This window comes from Pandoraea norimbergensis, assembly GCF_001465545.3.
GTDB classification, from domain to species: Bacteria; Pseudomonadota; Gammaproteobacteria; order Burkholderiales; family Burkholderiaceae; genus Pandoraea; species Pandoraea norimbergensis.
In genome coordinates this window covers 3,040,932-3,064,787 of the sequence record NZ_CP013480.3, presented here as the reverse complement: position 1 = coordinate 3,064,787, position 23,856 = coordinate 3,040,932, and the positions used below count along the sequence as shown (strand labels likewise).

The window sequence follows — 23,856 nt, the reverse complement described above, 5'->3', positions numbered from 1 at the left end:
AAGCCGCCGGGGTCGAGCCGACAAAGCAGGGAGTATGTCCACTATGGCATACGTCCAACGCAATAAAGATACCACTGAAATGCATCTTTGTGCCAGCGACCCGTCTGAAATAACGGGGTGGCGGGCAGTGGCGATTGGTGTCAGGCGTTGCGCGAATCGTCGGCGTTGTTATCCGCTGCATCGTTCGCCGTATCGGGGGCTCCCATCAAGTCGGCAGCCCGTGAACGTGCCATGTCGGCCCGGCGGAAGTAGCCGACGACGGTCGCCACGCTGGTGTGCCCGGTCATCGCCATGGTCTCGGCCAACGGCACTTGCTGGTGTGCCGCTTCGGTGACAAACCCGGAGCGCAGGGAGTGCGCGGAGAAGTCCCCTTCAAGGCCTGCGAGTTGGCAACGCTCGCGCACGATATCGCGTACGGCGGCTTCCGAGAGTGGCTCGCCGACATGGCCGCCGCGTCGCACCCGCCGGAATATGGCGCCCTCGGTAATACCGCTGGCCGTCAGCCAATCCGTCATCGCGGCGGCGGCGGCACCCGTCACGGGTTTGTCGTTTTCCGCGAGATCGGCGCCGTGCTGATTGGTCTTCGACCATGCGAGTGTGAACACGTAACTTTCCGGTCCGGTGCGTCGCAAGTTCTCGCAACTCGCGCGTACGACTTCCGAGCGCCGGCGGCCGCCGCTGGCCCAAGCGAAGAGCAGCAGTGCGCGATCGCGTTTGCCGCGCAACGAGTCGTCGCACGTTGCCAGCAGGGCGCGCAACGGCTCGCGCGTGAGGGCGTCTTTCTTCGTCGTGCGCGCACCGCGTTTGGCATAGGCACGACGCGTTTTGGCGAGCAGTTCACGTACCGCAGGGTCCGCGCAGGGGTTGGGCAATTCGCGCGAGGTGTGGAGTTTGGCGATGACGCTCACCCTGTGCAGCACTGTCGCCAGCGCAGGTGGCCCGGGGCGTGCCTTGACGCCTTCGGCGACGAGCGCGGCGTCCAGTGCGGCGGGCATTTCAGTCGTCAGCCCTTGTTTGCCTTGATGCAGGGCGTGATCGACGACGAATTGCACGATGACGGCGGGTGATAGCGGCAGTGACATCTCAAGCGATTGCGAGGCTGTTTCTGCATCGCCAGCGGCCCCATAGCGCAGCCGATACCAACTCAACCAGTACCGCATGGCCGATTGATAGCTTTGCCGCGTGTTCGGCGAATCGCCTTCCCGGACGAGGGCGCGGACCGCATCGCGGGCATCGGCATCAAGTTTGGCCGGATCGAGCGGCGCGGGCAGGCGAGAGGCTGCCGCCGTCACAGACACGTCGTGGCGACTCGATTTCGACGGTGGTGCGCCATCGGATGGGGTGTGAGATGTAATTTTTCTACCGGACATATGATTTCATATGTAATATGTAGTAAATATAACGTATCTAAGAAATAACTAGCGATAATGTTCCCTTATCGTGGGTTATTTGGCAATGCCGTTGAATTACCGGCCCAAACCAATGAAGGAGCTCCTTATGAATGCATCGCGAACGCAAGACGCCGCCATACCCGCACCGGCGCCGCGCTCGGCCGGGCGCGGCATCTCGGAGCTCGACGTCTGGTCCGCCGCCGATACTTTGCTGATGGCTGGCCAGCGGCCCACCATCGAGCGCATTCGGCAGCAATTGGGGCGGGGCTCGCCGAATACGGTCAGTCCGTATCTCGACGCTTGGTTTGCCGGGCTCGGCGCGCGGTTGAAGGGGGCGCCCGGTGCGTCAGGTATGGCCGGATTGCCCGACGGCGTTGCAATGCCGGAGGTGGTGGCGCGCGCAGCCATGGATCTGTGGGCGCTGGCGCTGACGGAAGGGCGTGACGCGTTAGCGGAAGAGGCGGCGTCGCGCCGCGCGGTGCTGGATGCTCGTGAAGCGGCGCTTGCCGCCGACCGGGAGGCGTTGGAGCAAGCGCGCGCCGTGCTGCATGAACGTGTCGCCTCTGCCGAGGTGGCGGCGGCCGATGCGCGGCAAGCGCGCGACGAAGCGCAGGCACAGGCACGTCGTGCCGAGGCGTTGTTGATCGATGCGCAAGCTGATGCCGTCACGTCTCGTCAGGCGGTAGCGGACGCGCGAGTCGCCGCGCAGGCTACGCTCGACGCGCACGCCGAGCAGCGTGCGGAGTGGGATGTCGAGCGTCAGCGTCTCAACGAACGGGCCGAAGCTAACGAGCGTCGTCTTCTGCTGGAACTGGATACGGCGCGAGAGTCGATCAAGGCGCTTCAGCAAGAACGCAAACAGAATCAGCGGCAGTTGCAGGACACCGAAAGCGAGCTTGCGACACTCACCGACGCGCAACACGAGTTGCGGTCGTCCAAGGCGGTACAGGATTCGTTGATCGCCCGGTTGCGTGAGCAGGTCAGTGCGCAGGAGGCGCTGGTCGCGATGTATCAGACGACGCTGGCCGCCGTGCCCGCAACGAGTGCGAATCTCTCGTCTCCGGGTGTTTCCGTCGCGAGAAAACGTCGTGCGAGTCATGTGGCCGCACCTGCCACGTCGGTGCTTCGACGTGGGCGCAGGGCGGCCTAACCATGGGTATGGCCGTTAGCACATGAGGAATGTGCTCGGCAGGCGCATCACGCCCGCCGCGCCATTCCACATCTCACTCCTCACTTCGCTAGCGCCACCGTCGGTGCGGGCGCTTCCCATCCACCGCCCAACGCGCGGAAGGTTGCCACGGCCGCACGCGCGTTGTCCGCTTGCACGCGGGCGTCGGCATCGCGCACCGTCAGCAACTGGCGGTCGGCGTCCAGCACTTCATAGAGACTCACCGTCCCGCCGGTATACGCATCTTGCGCACTATCGCGTGCCCGCGTCTGCGCCTCGACGGCACTCGCCAGATCTTTGCGTTGCTGTTCCAGTTCGACCAGTGTGACGACGGCGTTTTCTACATCTTCCGTGGCATGCAACATCGACAACCGATATTGCGCGAGCGCCTGCGCGTTCGCCCCACGCGCCTGCGCTACCTCGGCATCGATACGGCCGAAGTCGAACAACCGCCAGCGCAGCCCGAGCGCGGCCAGCGGCTGGAACGTCGCTACGCTGGGGACGCGTCCGCCAGCGAGCGTATCGAACCCGAGCACGCCAGATAGCGAAAGCTTCGGGTAGTACTCCGCGAGCGATGCGCCGACGCGTTCATTGGACGCCGCCAGTTGCCGCTCGGCGGCGATGACATCGGGTCGGCGGCGCAGCAGGTCGGCCGGCGCACTCGCATCGCCAATCGCCGGGATGACAATCGGCCGGGCATGCAGATCGTCGTCCTGCGTGGCGGCACTCATCCGTCGCGCGTACGTACCGGGCGCGGCCCCCATTAAGACATCCAGCCGGTTGAGTTGCGTCTCGCGCTCGATGCGCAGCGGCGGCAACGTCGTGCGTGCCTGCGCCAGCAAGGCTTCCGATTGCGCCATTTCACGTGCGGTCGCCAACCCGTCTTTCAGACGCAAACGCACGATCTCCACGAGCCGGGCATCCGTCTCGATCTGGTCTTGCGCAATGGCCAAGCGGCGCTGCGCCGCACGCACGCGAAAGTAGGCGTCGGCAGCTTCGGCAACGATGCTCACCCGCACGCCGTCACGCTGGGCCTCGGCTGCCTGTGCCAGCGCCCCGGCCGCTTGCGCCGAGCGCTGCAGGCCGCCAAACAGATCCACCTCCCAACTGGCGCCCACGCCAATGTCGTAGATCGTCATGTTCCGGTTGTAGCCCGGAATCGTGCGCGCCACGGTGCCGAGCGGTCCGTCGAGCGACTGATGCTCGCGCGTGACGCTGCCGTCGAGCGAGAGCGACGGCAGTCGCTGTGCCCCGGCTTGCCGCGCTTGGGCGCGCGCCTGTTCCACGCGTGCCAATGCCGCCTGCAAGTCGAGATTCTGTGCCAGTGCCTGCTGCACGATGCCGGTCAGCACCGGGTCATGAAAGCCTGTCCACCACGCGTCGAGCGCCGGCGCAACGGCGGCCCCGGTGGTGCCGTCCGCCGTTTTGCGATCGGCGTCGCGTTGGGTCAGCAGGGCGCTGCTGGCGAAATGCGCGGGCAGATCGGCGGCGGGAGGGGCGTAATCGGGGCCAACCGCGCAGCCCGCCAGCGCGCTGACGGACATCGCCAGCAACGCTGTTCGAAAAGTCAGCAAAGTCGGTAACGTCGACCAAGTCGACCAAGTCGGGAGGGGCATTTTCGAGCGCGTTGGCGAGAAGGTGTTCATGGCGGCGAGGGATCGGGTGCGTTGAATTACGAGTTACTTGCAAGATGATAGTTGCAACTCTATACTCACTTTCATTGTGAAAGCAACCCCTCGTTGCCGATGTCACGTTGACGTCTCTCACGCCTCAAAGACCGCTAACACCACCTGAATGAAGAAGGATTGACCTCCATGACTTCCCCGAGCACAGCCGCCCCGCAAGCCACACCGGCCAATCAGCAACCTTCGGTATCTCCGTCCAGCGGTGCGCGTCGCCGCTTCGCGCTGCGAGGCGCGGTGGTCGTGGCGGCCATTGCCGCACTGGGCTACGGGGTGCATTGGTGGACGACGGCGCGGTTCTTCGAGTCGACCGACGACGCTTATGTCGGCGGCGACGTCACCGTGCTCGGCCCGAAAGTCCCGGGTTACATCGCGCAGGTGCTCGTGACCGACAACCAGCCGGTGCATGCGGGCGACGTGCTAGTGCGACTCGATGATCGCGATTACCGCGCCGCGCTCGCGAAGGCGGAAGGTGCGGTGGCCGCCCAGCAGGCGTTGCTCGCCAACCTCGATGCCACCGCGCGACTGCAAACCGCCGTGATTGCGCAGGCGCGGGCGAGTGTGGTGGCGGTGGCGGCCGATGCGCGCCGCGCGCACGACGATCAGGTGCGCTATCAGGACCTCGTGGCCAAGGCGGCCGTCTCGGTGCAAAGCGCACAAAAGGCGGATGCGGATTACAAGCAACTCGCCGCCAACCGTGACCGCGCAGAGGCGGGGGCGGTAGCAGCGGAACGCCAGATCGACGTGATCGCCACCCAGAAGCAACAGGCGCAAGCGGCCTTGGCTCAGGCAGTGGCAGAGCGCGATATCGCAAAACTCAATCTGGAAGACACCGTTGTGCGGGCGCCGGTCGACGGCACGGTCGGCAATCGACGGGCACGGCCGGGCGCCTATGCGTCGACGGGCACGCAACTGCTCGCCATCGTGCCGGCCCACGGCCTTTGGGTCGACGCCAACTTCAAGGAAGGGCAACTGGCGCGGTTGCGCCCGGGCATGCCCGTGAAGATTGAAGCCGACGTGCTGCCGGGGCGGGTGTTCCACGGTCATGTGGCGAGTCTGGCGCCCGCGACGGGAGCGCAGTTCAGCGTGTTGCCCCCCGAGAATGCGACGGGCAACTTCACGAAGATCGTGCAGCGCGTGCCGGTTCGCGTGTTGCTCGACGAGGCTGACGGCCGTCTGGGCACGTTACGCCCGGGGCTGTCGGTGACGGCGGAAGTCGATGCCCGTGCCGGTGACGATGCTGTCGTCGCGCCGGGCGCTGCCAAGGTGGCGGCACGATGAGCGCCGCGCATACCGGTGCGGCCGTGCCTGCCGGGCTGCCGCAGCCGGCGCCGCCGGGGGGCAGCAATTCTGGCAATGCCGGTGATTTACCCAGGCCCGGCCAGCCCGCGAACGACTCCCGGCCCGCGCCTCATGTGGTCGCTGGCAGCGCGCCACCGGGCACAGGGGGTGGGTTTTCCGTCGATTCGATGTCGACGCAAGCCAAGGTCATCGCCTTCATGACGATGGTGGTGGGCATGTTCATCGCGCTGCTCGACATCCAGATCGTGTCGGCGTCGCTCAAGGACATCGGCGGTGGTCTGTCGGCAGGTGCCGATGAAACCGCGTGGGTGCAGACCAGCTACCTGATCGCGGAAATCATCGTGATTCCGCTCTCGGGCTGGCTGTCGCGCGTGATGTCGACGCGGTGGATCTTTGCCGCCTCGGCGGCCGGTTTCACCATCGCGAGCCTGCTTTGCGGTGCCGCGTGGAATATCCAGAGCATGATCGCGTTCCGCGCGCTGCAAGGGTTTCTCGGCGGCTCGATGATTCCGCTGGTGTTCACGACGGCGTTTGCGTTCTTCAGCGGACCGCAGCGCGTGCTGGCGGCGGCAGTGGTCGGCGGGTTGTCGTCGCTGGCCCCGACCCTCGGGCCGACCATCGGCGGGTGGATTACCGACAACTACTCGTGGCACTGGCTGTTCTTCGTCAATCTGGTGCCGGGCATTTTCGTGACGATTACCGTGCCGCTGCTGGTGCGCATCGATCGCCCCAACTGGTCGCTGCTGCGGGGTGCCGATTATCTGGGCATGGTGTTGATGGCGGTGTTTCTCGGCTGCCTTGAGTACACGCTGGAAGAAGGGCCACGCTGGGACTGGTTTGGCGACGCCACCATTCGTACAACGGCGTGGCTGGCGGGGCTGTGCGGGGTAGCGTTCCTCTGGAGAAGTCTTACGTACGCGCAGCCGCTGGTGGATTTGCGGGCGCTCAAGGAGCGCAACTTCGCACTTGGCTGCTTCTTCTCGTTTGCAACTGGCATCGGCATTTTCGCGACGATTTACCTGACGCCGGTGTTCCTTGGGCGCGTGCGCGGGTTCTCGGCATTTGAGATTGGCATGGCGGTGTTCTCCACCGGTGTCTTCCAGCTGATGTCGATTCCGCTGTACGCGATGCTCGCCAACCGGGTGGATCTGCGCATTCTGATGATGGGCGGGATTGGTGCGTTCGCGTTATCGATGTGGCAGTTCGCACCGATCACGCATGACTGGGGCGCAGCGCAACTGATGCTGCCGCAAGCGTTGCGCGGGGCGGGGCAGCAGTTCGCCGTGGCGCCGATTGTCACGTTGACGTTGGGTAGCCTGCCGCCAGCGCGGCTGCGGCTCGCGTCGGGGTTGTTCAATCTGATGCGAAATCTCGGCGGGGCCATCGGCATTGCGGTGTGCACTACGGTGCTCAACGACCGCACGAACCTGCACTTCTTCCGGCTCGCCGAGCAACTGGGTGAGGGGAGTCCGGCGGTCGGTGCGTGGCTCGCGGGCGTGGGCGCGCGCATGAGTGCCTCCGGGCTCGACGCGGTGGATGCGCAGACGGCGGCGCTTCGCCAACTTTGGCTGCTGACCTTGAGAGAAGCCCAAACGATCACGTTCGGCGATATCTACGGCGGCATGAGTCTGATGTTCTTCGCCGTGACGTTGATGGTGCCGCTGATGCGCAAGGTGGCGCCTCCGAAAGCGCCTAGCGCGGATGCCCATTGAGTACAGTGCATTGGAATTCACTTTAAACAATTGACATCGAAAATGTTCGATAAGTGATTGATTTGTTGTTGGCGGGAATCTTCTGGCCGACGTTGATTCTCGTCGCAGTGAAGCATGGAGACGCCGGCCGGCTTGCCCGCCGGCGTCGACGCGCTTATGCTCACTTGCATGGTAATAGGCAGCGTCGGCCAGTGTCAGTCATGCCGGACGCGCCCGATGTCAAGAACTCGCGAGGACCCCCTTATGCAACGAAAGACTTTCCGCGACATGCAATGTCCCATCGCCCGCAGCCTGGAGCGCGTCGGCGAATGGTGGAGCATTCTGATTCTGCGTGAAGCCGGTTACGGGACGACGCGCTTCGACGACTTCCAGCGCCGGCTCGATATCGCGCCGAATATGCTGACGCGCCGACTGAATGCATTGGTTGAAGAAGGGCTGCTGGAGCGCCGTCAGTATTGCGATCGGCCGCCACGCTTCGAATATGTGCTGACGGATGCGGGCCGTGATTTCCGCCCGGTCCTGTGGGCGTTGCTCGCATGGGGCAATCGGCATTTCGCACCGGAAGGCATTGCTGCGCAACTGGTCGATCAGGAGACCGGCGAGGTGGTTGAGCCGGTGGTGGTAGACGCCAAGACTGGCGTGCGGCTGGATCCGAAGCGCCATATCCCGGCCGCCGGGCCGGTGGCGAATGAAGGGATGCGGGCGAGGCTTGCGCGTGCGGCGGCATTTGCCACCGGCCAGCCGTTACCGGAGGTCGCGAATCGTGAAGCGGCCGACGAGATGGATACCGCCCAGCCGTAATCCGCCGTTCAGCCGGGCCTCCCGTCGCGCTTTCAGGCCATTGCCGGGGCGCTGGGCGGTGAGGCGAGCAAGCGGGCGAACGCGTCACTGGTCAGCGGTTTGCCCAGCAGGAAGCCCTGCATCTCGTCGCATGCCAGGGTCTTGAGCGCGGCACGCTGCGAGTCGGTCTCCACGCCTTCGGCCACCACATCCATATCCAGCGAGTGGGCCAGTGCGATGATGGCCGACACGACGGCACTGCCTTCGCGCCCGTGCGTATCCAGTCCGTTGGTGAAGAAGCGGTCCATCTTCAACTGCTTCACCCGGAAGCGTTGCAGATAGGCCAGACTCGAATAGCCGGTACCGAAGTCATCGATGGCGACTTCGAAGCCGCGATCCTGAAACGACCGGATCACGTCGATGGTGTGCTGCGCATCAAACATCGCCACCGTCTCGGTAATCTCGAACATCAGCCGGTCGCACTCGATGCCGGCGCCTTCCACGATCGCCACAATATTCTCGACGAGCTGCGACTGCGCCAACTGGCGCGGCGACAGGTTGATGGCAACCTTCACGCGCGGCAGGCCGGCGGCGTCCCAGCCCCGAATGTGTTCACAGGTCGCGCGCACCACCCAGTAACCGATCTGCACGATCTGCCCGGTACGCTCGGCCACCGGGATGAAATCCACCGGCTGCAATTCACCGAACTGCGGGTGCGTCAGGCGCAGCAGCGCTTCAGCCCCGGCCAGTGCTTCGGTGTCGCCGCGATACTTCGGCTGGAAGTGCAGCGAGAAATACTGTTCGTTTTCCGCGTCATGCAGGGCCTGCTGGATCTCCCAGGTGCGCTGGGCGGCAGCGTTCATGCGCGGCTCGAAATAACGGAAGATGCCGCGCCCGGCGCGCTTGGCTTCGTACATGGCCGTATCGGCATGCTTGAGCAGGACGTCGATGCTTTCGCCGTCGTCGGGGTAGACCGCGACGCCGATACTCGGCATGACGTGCAGCGACTGGTTGCCTACGCGCAGACCGTCGCGCATGTCGTCGAGCAACCGCTGGGCTACACGCCCGGCAACGTCCGAGGAAGACAACGAGCCCAGCAGCACCACGAATTCGTCGCCGCCGAGCCGGGCCACCACGTCGTCGCCATTCACGTTCTTGCGCAGGCGCTTGGCAAACGCCCGTAGCACGTCGTCGCCCACGTTATGGCCGAGTGAATCGTTGATGGTCTTGAAGCCATCCAGATCCATGAACAACACGGCGAAGCGGCGTTGATCGCGGCGCGAGTTGATCAGCATGCGTGCGGCCGCGTCGTGCAGCGCGCGGCGGTTGGGCAGGTCGGTCAGCGCGTCGTATGTCGCCATGCGGGCGATCTGCGTGTTCAGTTGCAGCACCGAATTGGCCAGGAAGCTGGTGCGTGCGTCAAGGCGGGAGACGAGCAGGGTGGTGGCCAGAATCAGGAAGGTGAACAGGCTCACCGTCGTGACGAGCCATGGCGAGCTGACCGACGAGGCCGCGCCGCACACCGCACCCGGGGCGAAGCTGGCCGCGGCCATGCCGGTGTAGTGCATGGCGGTGATCGCCAGCCCCATGACCACCGCCGCGCCAACGCGCTTGGCCATCACGTAGCGCAGGCTGCCGTCGCGCAGTGTCTGGGCGATCCACAGGGCGGCCGTCGCGGCGGCAATGGCGATGAGGATCGAAGCGCAGAAGAGCACCGGATCGTAGTCGATGCCCGGCTCCATGCGCATCGCGGCCATGCCGGCGTAGTGCATGGCGGCGATGCCGACACCGAGTGTGGTGCCCGCACCGGCCAGTCGCCAGGCGGTAAAACGCTCGCTGGCGACCAGCCAGAGCGCGGCCCACGAGATGAGAATGGCGATGCCGAGCGACCCGGCCGTGATGAAGGGGTCGTACCCCAGCGGAATCGACGCGTGCGACGTCAGCGGCGACCAAGAGGGCGACAGCGAGAGCGCCAGCATGCCGATGAAATGCATCGACCAGATGCCGATGCCCATGGCGGTCGCACCGACGGCCAGCCACGCGTGGCGCATGCCACGATGGGTCAGGAGATAGATGCGCCCCGAGAGATCGAGCGCTGTGAACGACGCCAGTACGGCAACCGCGAGCGATAACGCAACGAGCCAACCACTGTACGAACTCGACATAAGAAAACCGACCGAAAAGTCCCGCTTATCTGGTTATCGGCAACGTTGACCGATAGTTGAGGGTCGCGCGTCAGAAATTTTCTGACACGGCACCTACCGTCCGTGCCAGGTCGACGGGCGCCAAGGGATCGGCCGAAGCGCGGCGGCCTGCGCCGATCTCGACAGTACCCATGCCATAGTGAATAATCCGTTCATACCCGCCCCCGCCCGTGGTTTTCGGGGGAGACAGCCGCCGTGACCGCAATCGGATTCATGCGCGGTCCTGGATGTGCCGGGCTGCAAAACAGGGCGCAGAATTCGACAGCCCTCGATTTTGCCTGATTTCCGCGGGATTTCCTCGCACTGCATTCAATCTTGATGGCCAACTTGCCCGCCGGAGCCGTGATATGCGCATTCGCATGGGGCTGTTGCAAGTGCTGTGGGTGTGTGGAATAACGGTCGCGACGGCAATGCCGGTGGCCGCAGCAGGGCCCGAGGCGGGTGCCTCGGTCAGTGCGGCCAGCCAGTCGGGCGCGTCGCCGGTCGACGCGGCAGGGGCCACAGACACACAAGGCGATGTGGCGCCCAGTCCGGACACGTCGGCGGTCACCACGCCGGACGGCGTGGCGCTGCGCTTCATGGACCGGCCCATCGTGACCTTCCATGGCACGGTGGCCGGGGCGACGCCTGCCGTGCGGGCTGCCCGCGCGCAAGCCGTGTTGGAAAGCCTGCCGCCCGGCGCATTCGACGCACCGGTCGACCTGTTGCGCGGCTCGCTCGGCGGCGTATCCGGCATTGCCTTCCGCTTGCAGGACCGCATTCTCTTTGCTCTCACGCCCGACGATCTGGCGCCGGGCGACGCCCGCTCGCTCGACGCGGCCGCCGCCGACGTGCGCGCCCGGCTGCAAGTGGCTTTTGCCGCGCGTCGTGAGCAACTCCATTGGCCGACCATTCTGCGCGGCGTGGCGCTCAGCGCGCTGGCGACCGGCGTGCTGGCCCTGCTGGTGCTGGGCGTCGGGCGCATGCGTGCCCGGTTGGAGAAGAAGTTGCAGGAGATGCTCGAGAAGCGCGTCTTGCAGCGCACCGCCCGTACCTTCGACTGGACCGGCTCGGCCGTGCACCTGGTGCACCAGATCGTGCAGATCGGCGCCGTGTGTCTGGCGCTCGCCTTTGCCTATCTCTATCTGATCTTCGTCCTGCTGCAATTTCCGGCCAGTCAGCCGCTGGCCGGCCGGCTGTCCGACTTCTTGTGGTCGCTCGTCGACCGTTTCGGGCTGGGCGTGGCCAGCGCGATCCCGGGCGTCATGACCGTCATCGTGATCTTCCTGCTCACGCGTGCGCTGCAAAGCCTGATCAACAACATCTTCGACGCCGTGCAGACCGGCCGCCTGACCATTCCCGGCATGCATCCCGAGACGGCCGGGGCGACCCGGCGCGTGGTCTCGGTCGGCGTGTGGGTGCTGGCGATCACGTTTGCCTATCCGTACATGCCGGGCGCGCAGAGCGATGTGTTCAAAGGACTGTCGGTGTTGCTGGGCCTGATGGTCACGATCGGATCGAGCGGCATCGTCAACCAGTTGATGAGCGGCATGGTGGTGATCTACAGCCGGGCGCTCAAGAAGGGCGATCTGGTGTCGATCGGCGACGCCACCGGGGTCGTGCTGGGTGTGGATGCGTTGTCCGTCAAGATTCTCAATCAGGCGCGCGAAGAGCTGACCATTCCCAACGCGGTGGTCGTCGCGTCCACCGTGCGCAACTACTCCGCACAAGGGCGCCAGCAGGGCGTGGCCATCAGCACCACACTCACCATCGGCTACGACGCGCCGTGGCGGCAAGTTCACGCCATGTTGCTAGAGGCCGCCCGCGAGACGCCGCAAGTCGCTGCGCATCCCGAGCCGTATGTGTTGCAGCGCGCGCTCTCCGACTTCTACGCCGAGTACGAGGTCTTTGCGACGCTGCGTGACCCGTCGACACGTTTCGCCGCCGTTTCTGCGTTGCACGAGAACATTCAGGACGTATTCAATCGGTACGGCGTGCAGATCATGTCGCCGCACTTCGAAGAGCAGCCCGAGTCGCCGCTCGTCATTCGCCCGGAACATTGGCACCCCGCGCCGGCGCCGGCCCCGAGCGCCGCACCAGCGCGCGCGGCACCGCCCGCACCACAAGAACAAGGAGAAGCTCATGGCCGCTAAATCCAGCCCCTCGTCTTCCTCAACTTCGTCGGCAGCCCGCCCGGCAGCGTCTGTCAGCGCTAATGCCCCTGCGGCCGCGGCGTCCGAGACGGCCTCGACCGCGCCCGTGACACCCGTGACGCCGGTGATTCCGTTCGAGACGCGTGTTGCCGCCGGTCGCAAGCTGCGCGAAAAGACGCCGCGCAGCAGCCAGTCGCATCTCGGCAATACCGACCGCGATGTCGTCGAGTTGCTGCGCATCAGCAGTGAAGGGCGCGTGGCCTCGCTGGTGCCGTTGCGCTATGGCCGCATGCTTGCGTCGCCATTCGCGTTCTACCGTGGCAGCGCCATCGTGCAGGCGCACGATCTCGCCGGTACCCCGAACTCGGGGCTCACGATGCAGATCTGCGGCGACTGCCATCTGGCCAACTTCGGTGGGTTTGCCACGCCGGAGCGCGCGTTGATCTTCGACCTGAACGATTTTGACGAAACGGCACCGGGCCCGTGGGAGTGGGATCTCAAGCGACTCGTGGTCAGTCTGGTGCTGGCCGCACGGCAATTCGGGTTTGGGGACACGCTGGGCGTCGAGATGGTGCGTACCGCCGTCGATAGCTATGCCCGTCGTCTGGACGAATACGCGCGGATGTCGACCATCGCGCTCTGGCACGAACAGATCACGTTCGAGCGCATGTTGAGTCTGGCCGAGACCGACCGGGTGCGCGAAGGCGTCAAACGGGGCATTGCCCGTGCGACCGGACGCACCCACGAGAACGTGCTGCCCAAGTTTGCCCAGCAGGTCGGCGACCACTGGCAGATTCGCGACACGCCGCCGACGGTCTTCCACGTGCACGGCGCGACCACGTTGTTCGGCCCAGAAGACGACTGGCTCGGCACGGGCGACTGGCGCACGCTGTTCGACCCCGTCTATAAGAGTTACGTGAGTTCGCTTCCGCCCGACCGCGCGCGCATGCTCGCCAACTACACGCAGCAGGATCTGGCGTTCAAGGTGGTGGGCGTGGGCAGTGTCGGCACGCGCTGTCTGGTGCTGCTGATGATGGACGCGCACGAGCAGCCGCTATTCCTCCAGTTCAAGGAAGCCTCGAAGTCGGTGGTGTCACGGTTCTTCAAGAACGTGACACCCAAGCACGACGGCCGCCGTGTGGTCGAGGGCCAGCGCCTGATGCAGGCGGCCTCGGACGCCTTTCTCGGCTGGGGCAGCGGGCCGTTCGGGCGGTGTATCTACGGCCGGCAGTTGCGGGATATGAAGATTTCCGCGCAGTTCGAATTGTTCCGCGCCGAAGGCTTCCGTGAATACGCGGGCCTGTGCGGCTGGGTGCTCGCCCGTGCGCATGCGAAGGCCGGGGGCTGTGCGGCAGAGCAACTGGGTTACGTGGGCAAGGGGATTCGCTTGGGCGAAGCGTTGATCCATTACGCCACCGACTACGCCGATCAGGTCGAGCGCGATTACGAGGTGTTCCGTAAGGCTTGCCGCGACGGGCGGCTCGAAGCACGAACCGACGCCGATATGGCTGCCGATTTTGCCGCTTGAGGACGCTGTTTGAGCATGCCGATGCAACGTTTATGGGCACGCACCGTGCTCGCGGTTCGCAAGTTGGCGCGATGGGTGTCGCGCACACCGACGTTGATTGTCTGGAGCGGGGTCGCCATCTCCGTGCTGCTGACTGCGGTGGCGGCGGCCTTGCTTTACGAGGGGCGCCTGCTGGTGCTCGCCCGTGCGGCCGACAACCAGCGCAACATCGCGCTGGTGCTCGAGCGTGATCTTGAGCTCAACTTCCAGCTTTATGAAGCCTCGCTCGACGCCGTCGTGCAGGTGTTGGCACGCCCCGATATTGACGCGTTGTCGCCTGCGCTACGCCGGGAACTGATTTTCGAGCGGGCGGGGGCGTCTCGGCATATCGGTTCGCTGGTGGTGCTCGATACGCATGGGGACGTGGTGATCGATGCCGCCAGTGAAATCCCGCGTGCGACGAATCTCGGCGACCGGGACTACTTCACCGTGCATCGCGATCATCCCGATGCCGGGCTTTATGTGAGCGGCTTCATGCACTCGCGCTTGCGCAACAACGTACCGACGATGGTGCTGAGCCGCCGCATCTCCCTGCCGGATGGTTCGTTTGGCGGCATTGTGTCGCTCGCGGTCGACACCGAATACTTCCGCCAGTTGTTCGAACACATCGAAGTGGGGCGGCAGGGCGTGATTCTGTTGCTGGGCAAGGACGGCGCCATCCTGATGCGCAAGCCTTACGACGCGTCGGTCATCGGCAAGACCATGGCACAGACCGGGCGCTATGAAGCGATGCCGCCGCCGGAGCATGACGAGCGAAAGATCTATTCGATCCGCTTCGAAGGGCGGCCGAGTCTGATGACGCAGCAGTTTCTGGACAATGCCCCGATCACCTTGATTGTCGTGACGTCGAGCGACGATGCGCTGGCCCCGTGGCGCAAGCGTGTCTATGCGTTCGGCGGCCTGTTCGGTGTGCTGATTACGGGGTTTGTCGGCACGTCGTTTCTGCTGGCGGCCCAGTTACGGCGTCGCCTGCGGGCCGAGCGCGAGCTGCGGTTGTTGGCGCGTACCGATGGGTTGACAGGGCTATCGAACCGGCGGTCTCTCGACAAGACACTCGCCAGCGAGTGGCGACGCATGCGGCGCATCGGGCGGCCGATGTCCGTGGCGTTTGTCGATATCGACTGGTTCAAGCGTTACAACGATACGCACGGCCATCAGGCCGGCGATGCGGCGCTGGCAGCCGTGGCGGGGGCCATCGGGGCGGCGCTGCAACGGCCGTCGGACAGTGCGGGGCGATATGGCGGCGAGGAGTTCATTGCCGTGATGCCCGATACGGACGAAGCTGGCGCACAGCGCGTGGCGGAGTCGATTCGTCTGCGGGTGGAGCAACTCAATCTCGAACATGCCGCCAGTGATCTTGGCCGTGTGAGTGTCAGCGTCGGTGTGGCCTCGCGCCGCCCGCGCGGACGCGAGATGGTCGACGCACTGGTGAAGGCCGCCGACGACGCCCTCTATCAGGCCAAATCCAGCGGACGCAACCGCGTCACGCTCGCGCCGACTGACGAATAGCCCGTCACATCGCCCCGTGGTTTGCCCGGTTTCGTAGGAATTCTCCGATGCCGGGCAGCGATCTCTCGATTTTCTTCAGAATTTTCTTCATCTCATGTCACTTTCAGTTGGTTTTTTAACCTGCTGAATTTGCACGTCTTTTTTGTCGATTCTGGCTGCATTCGCCCGCCGCGTCCCGCTTTGCCAGCATTCGCCTACACGTCTTTCAGACTCCGCCGATTCGTCCGGCGAAACCGGCTATCTACAATCGGTTTCAACAAGTCCGGTGACAGACGCAACAGCAGACAGCGGTGAAAGCCAAGTCCAAAGCCGTCGCCGGGCAGCCGTTCAAGGAGTTATCCATCGTGGCGACGGAAAAGACAGCAGGCGACGCCGATCAGGCATCAGGGAGCCGGGGCAGCCGGGGTGGAAACGAGCCGCGCAAAGACGCGGACACCCATCCGCGAGCGGGTGTGCACAACGTGCCGGGCGAGCCGCAAGAGACGGCGGGTCGCACAGTACATGCCCGCTCGCGAGGCCCGTCGACGGACGACACGGCGTTGCGTGATGCGGTGCGCCGGGCGCTGACCGAAGCGCGGGATCTCGACGTGACGAACGCCGATGTGACCGTGACCTCGGGGTTGGTGATCCTCACGGGCTACGTGCCCGAGCGCTGGATGCAGCACGTCGCCCAGACTGTCGTCGCGAAGGTGGCGGGCGTGACCGGTGTCGACAACCGGTTGCATGAGCGGCGCGGCAAGACGATGAGCCGTCCGGGCGAAAGTCAGGAAGGCCACAAGATTTGAGATCGATAGATCAACGAATTCCAGACGTAGCGTCGCGCTCAATGCACGCGGCGGTGCGTCAGGTCTGAAGCAGCACTTAAGCAACACTTAAGCAACACCAAGGCATGTCCCCCGGGCGAGGGGAATCACAAGAGACTCTTTTGGGAGGTCAACAAATGAAACAAGCCAATCTGTTCAAGCTCATCATTGCGGGCGCACTTGCCACCACCGGTATCGCAGCACACGCGCTGGATCAAGGCGGGATCATCAAGATTGCCGACAATGCCAGCGCCAGCGGTGCCATGAGCGACACGGGCCGCAAGATCGATGACTCGGCGCTGACCGCCAAGGTCAAGGCCGAGTTGCTCGCCAAGAAGGACGTGCCTTCGACGAAGGTGCACGTGACCACCCGTCACGGTGTGGTTCACCTCACGGGGTCGGTGCCGCAATCGGCCCAGAAGACGCTCGTCGTGGATACCGTCAAGGGTGTCGATGGCGTGGTGGACGTGAAGGACGACATCAAGGTGATGGCGCAGTAACCCGCCATTCCCCCGCAGTCAATTCGCAGTAAATCCGTGACATCCGTGACAGACGTTTCGCAACGCGGCCCTCCGGCCCGTTGCGAACCCACAGGAAGACAAGGAGATACATCATGACTATGCAAACCGGCCGGGGCCCTGCGCCCCATTCAGGCGCGCGCATCGTAGGCTCGACGACCCAACTGCCCGATGGTCCGGGCCCGTCGGTGATGGCCGCCGACACACTCGACGCGGAAGACGTCGTGAACCCCGCAGGCGATAGCCTCGGCAAGGTCAAGCACATCATGCTCGACGTGCAGCGCGGCACCGTGGCTTACGCCGTGTTGTCGTTCGGCGGCTTCCTCGGCATGGGCGACAAGCTGTTCGCCATTCCGTGGCATGCCCTGCAACTCGACGTGGAAAACAAGCGTTTCATCCTCAACGTCGATAAGGAAGTGCTCAAGAAGGCCCCCGGATTCGACAAGGACCACTGGCCGACCATGGGCGATCTGCATTGGGCCGAACAGGTCCACACGTATTACACCGTCGACCCTTACTGGCATTGAGCCCGGAGGTCACTTGCTCATGCCGCGCACATCCACAACACGCCGGCTGACGCAGGCCCCTCGTCTGTACGCGCATTTGCCCGAACCTTTTGATCCGCGCAAACCGCCCGGGACACCGCCGCCGCAGTCTCCTCCGGACAAGGACGAGCCGACGCCGATGCCCCCGCCTGACCGACCGCTTGATCCGCCTGTGGAAGAGCCGCCGCTGCGGCCGCCCGGCAAATACGTCGCCAGCATCAGTGAAGGGGGCTTCGTCGACCAACGCCAGACCGGCAAGGGAGAAAAGTCATGCTTGGCACCATCTTGTTGATTGTTCTGATTCTGATGTTGATCGGTGCGGTGCCGGCCTGGCCGCATAGCCGTGGATGGGGGTACTACCCGTCCGGCGGTATCGGTCTCATCGTTCTCATCGTGCTGATACTCGTCCTGATGGGACACATCTGACGGCCAGCCCGTCTGACGGATCGACCGAACCCTGTCGCGTAAGCCCGCCAATGCATGGGCTCGCGTGATGGGGCGCGTACAGGTCGAATACCGCCCCCCAATGCGATTGGTCCGGCCCCCGCAGCCGATGAGCAATCGCACTTTTCCGGCCCTAGAGGCCGGTCTTTTTTTGGGGCGTTGAAGTTGCGTGCGCGGGTTGGCGTGTCACCGTCGTGGTGGTCGTGGCGTCATTTTGCGTTGCAAGGCAAATCGCGGCGGTAAGCCTGCCGTTGCCCGGATTCATGAAGTTTCGGGGTTGCTGCATTGCAGCGCACGTCCGGCAAGATGATGCGGATTGCCGTAAAATCGCACCCTATGAGTTCCCCCCAAGTCCTTCCCGTCGATGCAGCCGAAGCGCTGCCCCCGTCGTCCATTCCCGTCTGGCTCTCGTTCGTCGCACTTGCGATGGGCGGGTTCGCGATCGGGACGGGCGAGTTTGTCATCATGGGCCTGCTGCCCGATGTCGCCCGTGGTCTGAACATCACGATTCCGCAAGCCGGTCATGCCATCAGCACTTACGCGCTGGGCGTGGTGATCGGCGCACCGTTGCTTGCCGTGCTCGGCGTGCGTTTGCCCCGGCGCCTCTTCCTGATCGCGCTGATGGCGATGTTTGCGATCGGCAATTTTGCCAGTGCGCTCGCCCCGGGCTATCTCTCGCTCATCGGTCTGCGCTTTCTGAGCGGTCTGCCGCACGGCACCTATTTCGGTGTGGCGGCGCTGGTCGGTGCATCCCTCGTGCCGCCGCACCGGCGGGTGCATGCCGTCGGTCAGGTCATGCTCGGTCTGACACTGGCGACACTGTTCGGTGTGCCACTCGCCGCTGGGCTCGGCCAATGGCTGGGCTGGCGTGCGGCCTTCGTCCTCGTGGGTGCCATCGGTACGCTCACGGCGGTACTGGTTTGGCGCTGGGTGCCGAATGTGCCGGCGCCGCATGGCGCCAGCCCGTTGCGTGAACTGGCGGCGCTGCGCAGCTCGCAGGTCTGGCTCACACTGGGCATCGGGGCGATTGGTTTTGGCGGCATGTTTGCCGTGTTCAGCTACATCAAACCGACGCTCATGCAAGTGGCGGGCGTGCCCGAAGCGTGGGTGCCGTTCTATCTCGCGTTGTTCGGTGTCGGTATGGTCGGCGGCACGATCATCGGGCCGCGGCTTGTCGGGGCCACCTCGCTGATGCGTGCCATCGGCGGCACGTTGATCTGGTCGGCGCTGCTGCTTGGTGCGTTCACATTTACCGCCGCCAGTCCGTGGCTTGCTGGTATCAATGTGCTCGCCATCGGCACGATCATCATCATCGGGCCTGCTTTGCAGATCCGGCTGATGGATGTGGCCGGTGAAGCACAGACGCTGGCGGCGGCGCTCAATCATTCCGCCTTCAATATGGCCAACGCCGCCGGCGCATGGCTCGGCGGCGTGGCAATTACGGCCGGTTATGGCTGGACTTCCACCGGTTGGGTCGGCGCCTTGTTGTCTTGCGCGGGCATGCTGATGTTCTTCTGGGCTCGCCACGACGCGCGCCGGAAGGCCCGGTAACACAGCCCCTGCATCACGAACATCGCAACGAAAGCGAGCGGATACGCCCACCAGATGCCGGTCAGTCCGGCCATCCGCTCGAAGATCAGGGCGGCCGGCACTTCGATGCCGAGCAGCCCGATCATCCCAAGCACCATCGGCACCCACACCTTGCCGCCAGCGCGCATGGCGCCCGTCATGACCGCTGTCAGGCCCATCACCGGCACACTCCACGCCGTGACGTAAAGCAGGTGCGTCGCGAGTACCAAGACTTCCGGGTCGGTCAGAAAACCGCGCATGATCAGCGGCGCCCCGAGACAGACCAGCGCCGTCAGCGCGCCCGTCATTCCCAGATTGCACAGGAAACCCGTCCGCACGATCGCATCGATGCGATCGCCTCGGCCTGCGCCGATGGCATGCGCACACAGGATCGAGGCGGTGATGCCGAACGTCATGATGGGCAGTTGCAGCCAGCTCATCACTTGCGTGACGGCACCGTACGCGGCGGTAGCGTTTGCGCCGTGGCGATTCACCATGCCGAGCAACGCCATTTCTGCGATAGCCATCGTCAGCATCTGCATCGCGGCAGGCACGCCGATGCGCAGGATGCCCCGGGCAAGGTCGGGCCGAAACTGGACGTTACGCCACAGACCGGCACCCGGTGCGAGGGCGTGCGCCTTGCGTCGCCAGTACATCGCCATCCAGAGCAGGGCGACGGTAAACGCGATCAGGGTCGACGCGGCGGCGCTCGCCACGCCCAGCTTCGGGAGCGGCCCCCATCCATCAATGAAGGCGGGCGTGAGGCACAACGCCAGCACGGTCGCAATCAGCAGGGTGAAGAGCGGCGAGACCGCGTCGCCCGTGCCGCGGCTCATCGACGTCGTCAGCCAGAGCAGATACACGATGGGCATGCCGATGAGCATCCATTGCGCATAACGTGTGGCGTCGTCGATCACTTCCAGTGGCGTGCCGAGGGCGTGCATGAGCGGCGCGGCGAGCCATCCGCCGAGCACGCTGGTGACGACGCCCGCGACGAGCATCATCAGCAGCGCCGTCGCCGCGATGTTTCTAACGCGGGCCAGATCCCGTGCCCCCCATGCCTGCCCGATCATCACGGTGGCACCGGCCGACAGGCCAATGACGATGGCGAGCAGAAAGAAGAACACCGGGAAGAACGCCGACACTGCGGCAATCGCCTGCGTGCCGATCAGGTGGCCGAGATAGATGCCGTCGACGGTGCCCGCGATCGATTGCAGCGCGTTGGTCAGCATCATCGGCACGGCGATGAGAAGCCACGTCCGCCAGAGCGGGCGGGGTGCTGCCGGGGAAGGGGGCGGTGGTGCTTTGATTTCGGTTGTCATGGTTTTCTCAAGGCAAGCTCGCCGGGAAATTCCGGGGAATTTCGGGCAAAGCGGGGCCCTCCGGTGCGGCGGTCCGACCGGTGAGCGGGAAAGCGAAGGGAGACGGGCGCGCGAGTGGCCTGTGCGGCTTGCGCGCCCGACGGGTTAGTCGGTCAAGCGTTCGGCGAGATCGTCGGTCGACGTCAGGCGCAGCAGATACTCGCGCACATCGTCCGGCCAGCCGGCGATGCGCTTGCCGAGGGCGTCGAAGTCGTTGGCAAACAGCGCGCGCGAGGCTTCTTCGAATTCAGGCAGATCGCCCGCCATGGTCGACATGAAGCGATAGGCGCGCTCCTGCGCTCGGCGCGTCAGGTCACGACTGGCGAACTTGCGGCGGGCTTCTTCGACCAGCTTGCGCAAGACGACGGACGCACCACCGGGCTGCTCCGCCAGCCAGTCCCAATGACGCGGGAGCAGCGTGACTTCGCGCGCGACGACGCCGAGCTTCGGACGGCCCCGGCTTTTGGCGGGGGCTTCGGAGGCGTCGGCAATGGGTTGCGTGAGCATTGCGTCACTCGCAGCGACAGGCGCCGCCACGGGACGATAGCGTTCTCGAATGTCGGCAGCGGTGCCACGCACATCGACATCACGCGTGTCGCCGGTCAGGTCGTCGAAGATCAGCACCGGCAAGTGCGTGTCGATGAGGGACGCCTGCTGGAAGGCGATAGCGGCGTCGGCCAACGAGCCGATGGCAATGCGGCGCATGCCGCGAAAGACGGTATAGGTGGGGACGGCAGCGGGCGTGACAGACACGGCGAATCTCCGGTAATGAATCAGGTACCGGCGAATATTACCCGGGTGTTATTTGAATTGCAATATTACCCGGGTAATAATTTTAATGGTCGTCTTGGCGGAAAGCGGTCGCGTGTCAGGCGGTCAATGCCACGCCGCCCGAGAGCCGTTCGAGCACGGTGGCGCGCACGGCGGCAGGGGCGTCGTCCAGCAGCTTGGGCCATGCGGCCTGTGCTTCGGCGACGGTTTCGCGGGCAATCGTCATCATCCGTGAGACGCGCAACAACCCGGCGCCCTTCAACAGCGCTTCGAGAGCTGGCCATCCGAACGCACGCAGTGTCTTGTCGATAGCGCGATTCACGCCGTAGTGCGACGCGGGCACGTCGTGGAAAAACGCCGCCACGCATACCGGGTCATAGACCGGTGCAAGTTGCGGTGTGTGGGCGTCAGGGTAGGTCAGCGCCCAGTTCTTCAGATGCGCATCGGTATTGCCCAGCAGGATGAAGGCAATCAGACGCCGCATGAATTCCCGCACATCCTGCACGGGCTGCGCCGAGAGTTGGTCGAGCACACGCAGCATCGTCGTGTAGTCGATGTCCAGCCCGCGCCCGTATTTGCTGCGCGGCGGGTACTGAAGGACTTGCGCAAACTCTTCCATATGAACGCGCCGCCCGTCGGGTAACCGGTCGAAACGCGGCACGGCCAGAATGTGTTCGAACGGGACCTGCTCGGGCAGATCGGCGTCGCGGCGCGAGATGATCTCTGCCTTGGCGCAGTCGAGTCCCAACGCTTCGCACAGCCGATAGCCGGTGAATTCGTTTTCGACCAGATCGGGGTGACGCGTCGTGGGTAACTTGAGAATGACCGACCCGGCGCGGCCTTGACGCTTGACGACATAGCGGCGGCCATCGCGCACCGCCGAGAACTTGGTGACGACGCCGGGCAGTGACGCGGCGTCTTCCACCGGCGTGTCGACAAAACCGGGTTCGATCATTTCGAGCCCGAGTGCCGTGTGCCAGCGATGCACGACGTCGGGCACGCCTTCGCGCGGCGGCACGGGTTCGACTTCGAGCGCACCCATCAGGTCGTGGCCCGCCGCGGCGAGCAGCTCGAATTCATCATCGGGGCTGCAACGCCGTTCGGCGGCAAGGCGCTCGCGATTGTGGCCTTCGGGCAGCAGATTCTCGAAATACACAGGCCAACGGCCGTCCGTGCGCACCAGCCGGGCGTCTTGCGGGGACTTGAGAATGTCGCGGGTGGCGTTTTCGCTGGCGCCGCGATAGGCGAGCGAGAGCGTAGGGCGGCGCGCGTCGGCGATGTAATCCTCGTCGAACGACATGCGCAGAATGTCACCGTATTGCGACAGATAGCCGACGGGGCGACGGCTTCCGTCGGGCATATGCAGATAGGCGCGCAGGTACTTGATGTTCATGAGCGGGAGGGCGTGGGACGCGGTGTCGTGCCGGTCGAGGCCAGCGTTTCAACGATGGATGGCGGGGCGGATACACCGCTGGGCTGGCCCAGATACTTGCCACCTGAGCGCAGAAACGCTTCGACTTCCTGACGCAGGCTCGCCGGGACGAGCATCGGTTCGAGATCCAGCGCACGCGCCATCTCCAGCACCGTCGACATCCGTGGGTCCAGCGCCCCTGACTCGGCCTTCTGGACGGTCATGCGCGACAGGCCGGCGCGTTCTCCAAGATCGGATTGCGTGAGTCCCGCCTCTTTGCGTGCAGCGATCAACGTGTCGAGAAAGCTCATCTTGATGTGCTTTTTCAAAGAAATGATGCTTTATCTTAGCATCACGCACGCAGTTTCGCTGGAAAAGATAATGAAAAGTATCTTATTAATTAAAAAGATAATAAACGTTATCTTTTTTGGGCAATTGAAGCGTCTCATTCGTCGTGGAATTTGCCCCGCGTCGCTTTGACCCGCGAACGCACTTGCTTGGCATCCCGGCGCCGCATCTGACTGCCGAGCGTTGGACGCGTGGGAATGCGGCGACGCGGCGGAATGGCGGCGGCATCGACCAGTGCCTGCAAGCGTGCCAGTGCATCGGCGCGATTGAGTTCCTGAGAGCGGTGCTGCTGTGCTTTGAGCACGATGACGCCATCTTGGGTGATGCGTTGATCGAGACGGGAAAGCAGGCGAGCTTTGACGTCATCGGGGAGCGACGAGCGCATGACGTCGAAGCGGAGATGGATGGCACTTGAGACTTTGTTGACGTTCTGCCCGCCAGCGCCTTGGGCGCGCATGGCAGTGAGTTCGACGTCTTCGGGGGCGATGAGAATGCGACGGTTCATGGGGCAAGCATAACGTCCCGGCCATGCGGCTCACAAGCGGGCGGGCACATAAACGGCAAAGCCCGTGATCGGGCCGCGATCAATAAGGGATCAATAAGGGATCAATAAGCGCATGCCGACGACGTCGCATCGCG

Annotated in this window: 20 protein-coding genes; 12 read left to right on the top strand and 8 right to left on the bottom strand. The window is 64.4% G+C overall.

The window, feature by feature from the left end; all coding sequences use genetic code 11:
* Positions 1-140: 140 nt before the first annotated feature.
* Positions 141-1,298: a site-specific integrase gene (locus AT302_RS13220; RefSeq protein WP_064675081.1), complete on the bottom strand. Its 1,158-nt coding sequence runs from the start codon at positions 1,296-1,298 to the stop codon at positions 141-143.
* 199 nt (positions 1,299-1,497) lie between these two features.
* Between AT302_RS13220 and AT302_RS13215 the strand changes: the two genes are divergently transcribed.
* Positions 1,498-2,541 (top strand): DNA-binding protein, encoded by a 1,044-nt coding sequence (locus tag AT302_RS13215; protein WP_058378848.1) that lies wholly within the window; start codon positions 1,498-1,500, stop codon positions 2,539-2,541.
* A gap of 80 nt (positions 2,542-2,621) precedes the next feature.
* Here the strand turns inward: AT302_RS13215 and AT302_RS13210 are convergent, their stop codons facing one another.
* A complete protein-coding gene (locus tag AT302_RS13210) occupies positions 2,622-4,103 on the bottom strand; it encodes an efflux transporter outer membrane subunit (protein WP_058380315.1) in 1,482 nt (493 codons plus the stop codon).
* 261 nt (positions 4,104-4,364) lie between these two features.
* Here AT302_RS13210 and AT302_RS13205 point away from each other — a divergent pair, with 261 nt between their 5' ends.
* The 3 genes from AT302_RS13205 to AT302_RS13195 all read left to right on the top strand — a co-directional run bounded on the left by AT302_RS13205 (position 4,365) and on the right by AT302_RS13195 (position 8,056).
* On the top strand, positions 4,365-5,522 hold the full coding sequence (locus AT302_RS13205; RefSeq protein ID WP_058378847.1) for an HlyD family secretion protein: 1,158 nt from the start codon (positions 4,365-4,367) through the stop codon (positions 5,520-5,522).
* Between the two features lie 188 nt (positions 5,523-5,710).
* Positions 5,711-7,255 (top strand): DHA2 family efflux MFS transporter permease subunit, encoded by a 1,545-nt coding sequence (locus AT302_RS13200; RefSeq protein WP_058378846.1) that lies wholly within the window; start codon positions 5,711-5,713, stop codon positions 7,253-7,255.
* Positions 7,256-7,498: 243 nt separating this feature from the next.
* Positions 7,499-8,056 carry a winged helix-turn-helix transcriptional regulator gene (locus AT302_RS13195; RefSeq protein ID WP_058378845.1) on the top strand — a complete coding sequence of 186 codons (558 nt, stop codon included), beginning with the start codon at positions 7,499-7,501 and terminating at the stop codon, positions 8,054-8,056.
* A 32-nt stretch (positions 8,057-8,088) separates the two neighbouring features.
* On the opposite strand, the gene AT302_RS13190 is transcribed toward AT302_RS13195, so the two are convergent.
* A complete protein-coding gene (locus AT302_RS13190; protein ID WP_058378844.1) occupies positions 8,089-10,200 on the bottom strand; it encodes a putative bifunctional diguanylate cyclase/phosphodiesterase in 2,112 nt (703 codons plus the stop codon).
* 386 nt (positions 10,201-10,586) lie between these two features.
* Here AT302_RS13190 and AT302_RS13185 point away from each other — a divergent pair, with 386 nt between their 5' ends.
* The 8 genes from AT302_RS13185 (at position 10,587) to AT302_RS13155 (ending at position 19,308) form a co-directional block, all read left to right on the top strand.
* Complete coding sequence (locus tag AT302_RS13185) at positions 10,587-12,371, top strand: mechanosensitive ion channel family protein (RefSeq protein WP_058378843.1); 1,785 nt, start codon at positions 10,587-10,589, stop codon at positions 12,369-12,371.
* A complete protein-coding gene (locus AT302_RS13180; protein WP_084656219.1) occupies positions 12,361-13,899 on the top strand; it encodes a DUF2252 domain-containing protein in 1,539 nt (512 codons plus the stop codon). The genes AT302_RS13185 and AT302_RS13180 overlap by 11 nt, the downstream gene beginning before the upstream one ends.
* Positions 13,900-13,920: 21 nt before the next feature.
* Positions 13,921-15,447, top strand: a complete 1,527-nt coding sequence (locus AT302_RS13175; RefSeq protein ID WP_058378842.1) for a GGDEF domain-containing protein — start codon at positions 13,921-13,923, stop codon at positions 15,445-15,447.
* 290 nt (positions 15,448-15,737) lie between these two features.
* The gene (locus AT302_RS13170; protein WP_058378841.1) at positions 15,738-16,232 is read left to right on the top strand and encodes a BON domain-containing protein; all 495 of its coding nucleotides are present in this window, start codon (positions 15,738-15,740) and stop codon (positions 16,230-16,232) included.
* A gap of 155 nt (positions 16,233-16,387) precedes the next feature.
* The gene (locus AT302_RS13165; RefSeq protein ID WP_058378840.1) at positions 16,388-16,750 is read left to right on the top strand and encodes a BON domain-containing protein; all 363 of its coding nucleotides are present in this window, start codon (positions 16,388-16,390) and stop codon (positions 16,748-16,750) included.
* 113 nt (positions 16,751-16,863) lie between these two features.
* Positions 16,864-17,295, top strand: coding sequence for a PRC-barrel domain-containing protein (locus AT302_RS13160; protein ID WP_058378839.1), 432 nt, complete (start codon positions 16,864-16,866; stop codon positions 17,293-17,295).
* A gap of 288 nt (positions 17,296-17,583) precedes the next feature.
* Positions 17,584-17,739: a DUF3309 family protein gene (locus AT302_RS27290; protein WP_084656217.1), complete on the top strand. Its 156-nt coding sequence runs from the start codon at positions 17,584-17,586 to the stop codon at positions 17,737-17,739.
* 354 nt (positions 17,740-18,093) lie between these two features.
* Positions 18,094-19,308, top strand: a complete 1,215-nt coding sequence (locus AT302_RS13155) for an MFS transporter (protein WP_058378838.1) — start codon at positions 18,094-18,096, stop codon at positions 19,306-19,308.
* Here the strand turns inward: AT302_RS13155 and AT302_RS13150 are convergent.
* The 5 genes from AT302_RS13150 to arfB form a co-directional block, all read right to left on the bottom strand.
* Positions 19,206-20,648, bottom strand: coding sequence for an MATE family efflux transporter (locus AT302_RS13150; protein ID WP_064675080.1), 1,443 nt, complete (start codon positions 20,646-20,648; stop codon positions 19,206-19,208). The two genes, AT302_RS13155 and AT302_RS13150, sit on opposite strands and share 103 nt — an antisense overlap.
* A 144-nt stretch (positions 20,649-20,792) precedes the next feature.
* On the bottom strand, positions 20,793-21,440 hold the full coding sequence (locus AT302_RS13145) for a DUF2239 family protein (protein ID WP_084656216.1): 648 nt from the start codon (positions 21,438-21,440) through the stop codon (positions 20,793-20,795).
* Between the two features lie 115 nt (positions 21,441-21,555).
* Positions 21,556-22,851 carry a type II toxin-antitoxin system HipA family toxin gene (locus tag AT302_RS13140; protein WP_058378837.1) on the bottom strand — a complete coding sequence of 432 codons (1,296 nt, stop codon included), beginning with the start codon at positions 22,849-22,851 and terminating at the stop codon, positions 21,556-21,558.
* Positions 22,848-23,180, bottom strand: coding sequence for a helix-turn-helix domain-containing protein (locus tag AT302_RS13135; protein WP_058378836.1), 333 nt, complete (start codon positions 23,178-23,180; stop codon positions 22,848-22,850). The genes AT302_RS13140 and AT302_RS13135 overlap by 4 nt, the downstream gene beginning before the upstream one ends.
* A gap of 134 nt (positions 23,181-23,314) precedes the next feature.
* A complete protein-coding gene (gene arfB / locus AT302_RS13130) occupies positions 23,315-23,722 on the bottom strand; it encodes an alternative ribosome rescue aminoacyl-tRNA hydrolase ArfB (protein ID WP_058378835.1) in 408 nt (135 codons plus the stop codon).
* Positions 23,723-23,856: the final 134 nt, after the last annotated feature.

What these genes read in the sequence shown, in the direction of transcription:
- AT302_RS13215 (WP_058378848.1), top strand. Translation starts at nt 1,498, where the DNA reads ATGAATGCATCGCGAACGCAAGACGCCGCCATACCCGCACCGGCGCCG.
- AT302_RS13210 (WP_058380315.1), bottom strand. Translation starts at nt 4,103, where the DNA reads ATGTCCGTCAGCGCGCTGGCGGGCTGCGCGGTTGGCCCCGATTACGCC.
- AT302_RS13200 (WP_058378846.1), top strand. Translation starts at nt 5,711, where the DNA reads ATGTCGACGCAAGCCAAGGTCATCGCCTTCATGACGATGGTGGTGGGC.
- AT302_RS13195 (WP_058378845.1), top strand. Translation starts at nt 7,499, where the DNA reads ATGCAACGAAAGACTTTCCGCGACATGCAATGTCCCATCGCCCGCAGC.
- AT302_RS13190 (WP_058378844.1), bottom strand. Translation starts at nt 10,200, where the DNA reads ATGTCGAGTTCGTACAGTGGTTGGCTCGTTGCGTTATCGCTCGCGGTT.
- AT302_RS13185 (WP_058378843.1), top strand. Translation starts at nt 10,587, where the DNA reads ATGCGCATTCGCATGGGGCTGTTGCAAGTGCTGTGGGTGTGTGGAATA.
- AT302_RS13180 (WP_084656219.1), top strand. Translation starts at nt 12,361, where the DNA reads ATGGCCGCTAAATCCAGCCCCTCGTCTTCCTCAACTTCGTCGGCAGCC.
- AT302_RS13175 (WP_058378842.1), top strand. Translation starts at nt 13,921, where the DNA reads ATGCAACGTTTATGGGCACGCACCGTGCTCGCGGTTCGCAAGTTGGCG.
- AT302_RS13165 (WP_058378840.1), top strand. Translation starts at nt 16,388, where the DNA reads ATGAAACAAGCCAATCTGTTCAAGCTCATCATTGCGGGCGCACTTGCC.
- AT302_RS13160 (WP_058378839.1), top strand. Translation starts at nt 16,864, where the DNA reads ATGACTATGCAAACCGGCCGGGGCCCTGCGCCCCATTCAGGCGCGCGC.
- AT302_RS27290 (WP_084656217.1), top strand. Translation starts at nt 17,584, where the DNA reads ATGCTTGGCACCATCTTGTTGATTGTTCTGATTCTGATGTTGATCGGT.
- AT302_RS13155 (WP_058378838.1), top strand. Translation starts at nt 18,094, where the DNA reads ATGAGTTCCCCCCAAGTCCTTCCCGTCGATGCAGCCGAAGCGCTGCCC.
- AT302_RS13150 (WP_064675080.1), bottom strand. Translation starts at nt 20,648, where the DNA reads ATGACAACCGAAATCAAAGCACCACCGCCCCCTTCCCCGGCAGCACCC.
- AT302_RS13140 (WP_058378837.1), bottom strand. Translation starts at nt 22,851, where the DNA reads ATGAACATCAAGTACCTGCGCGCCTATCTGCATATGCCCGACGGAAGC.
- AT302_RS13135 (WP_058378836.1), bottom strand. Translation starts at nt 23,180, where the DNA reads ATGAGCTTTCTCGACACGTTGATCGCTGCACGCAAAGAGGCGGGACTC.
- arfB (WP_058378835.1), bottom strand. Translation starts at nt 23,722, where the DNA reads ATGAACCGTCGCATTCTCATCGCCCCCGAAGACGTCGAACTCACTGCC.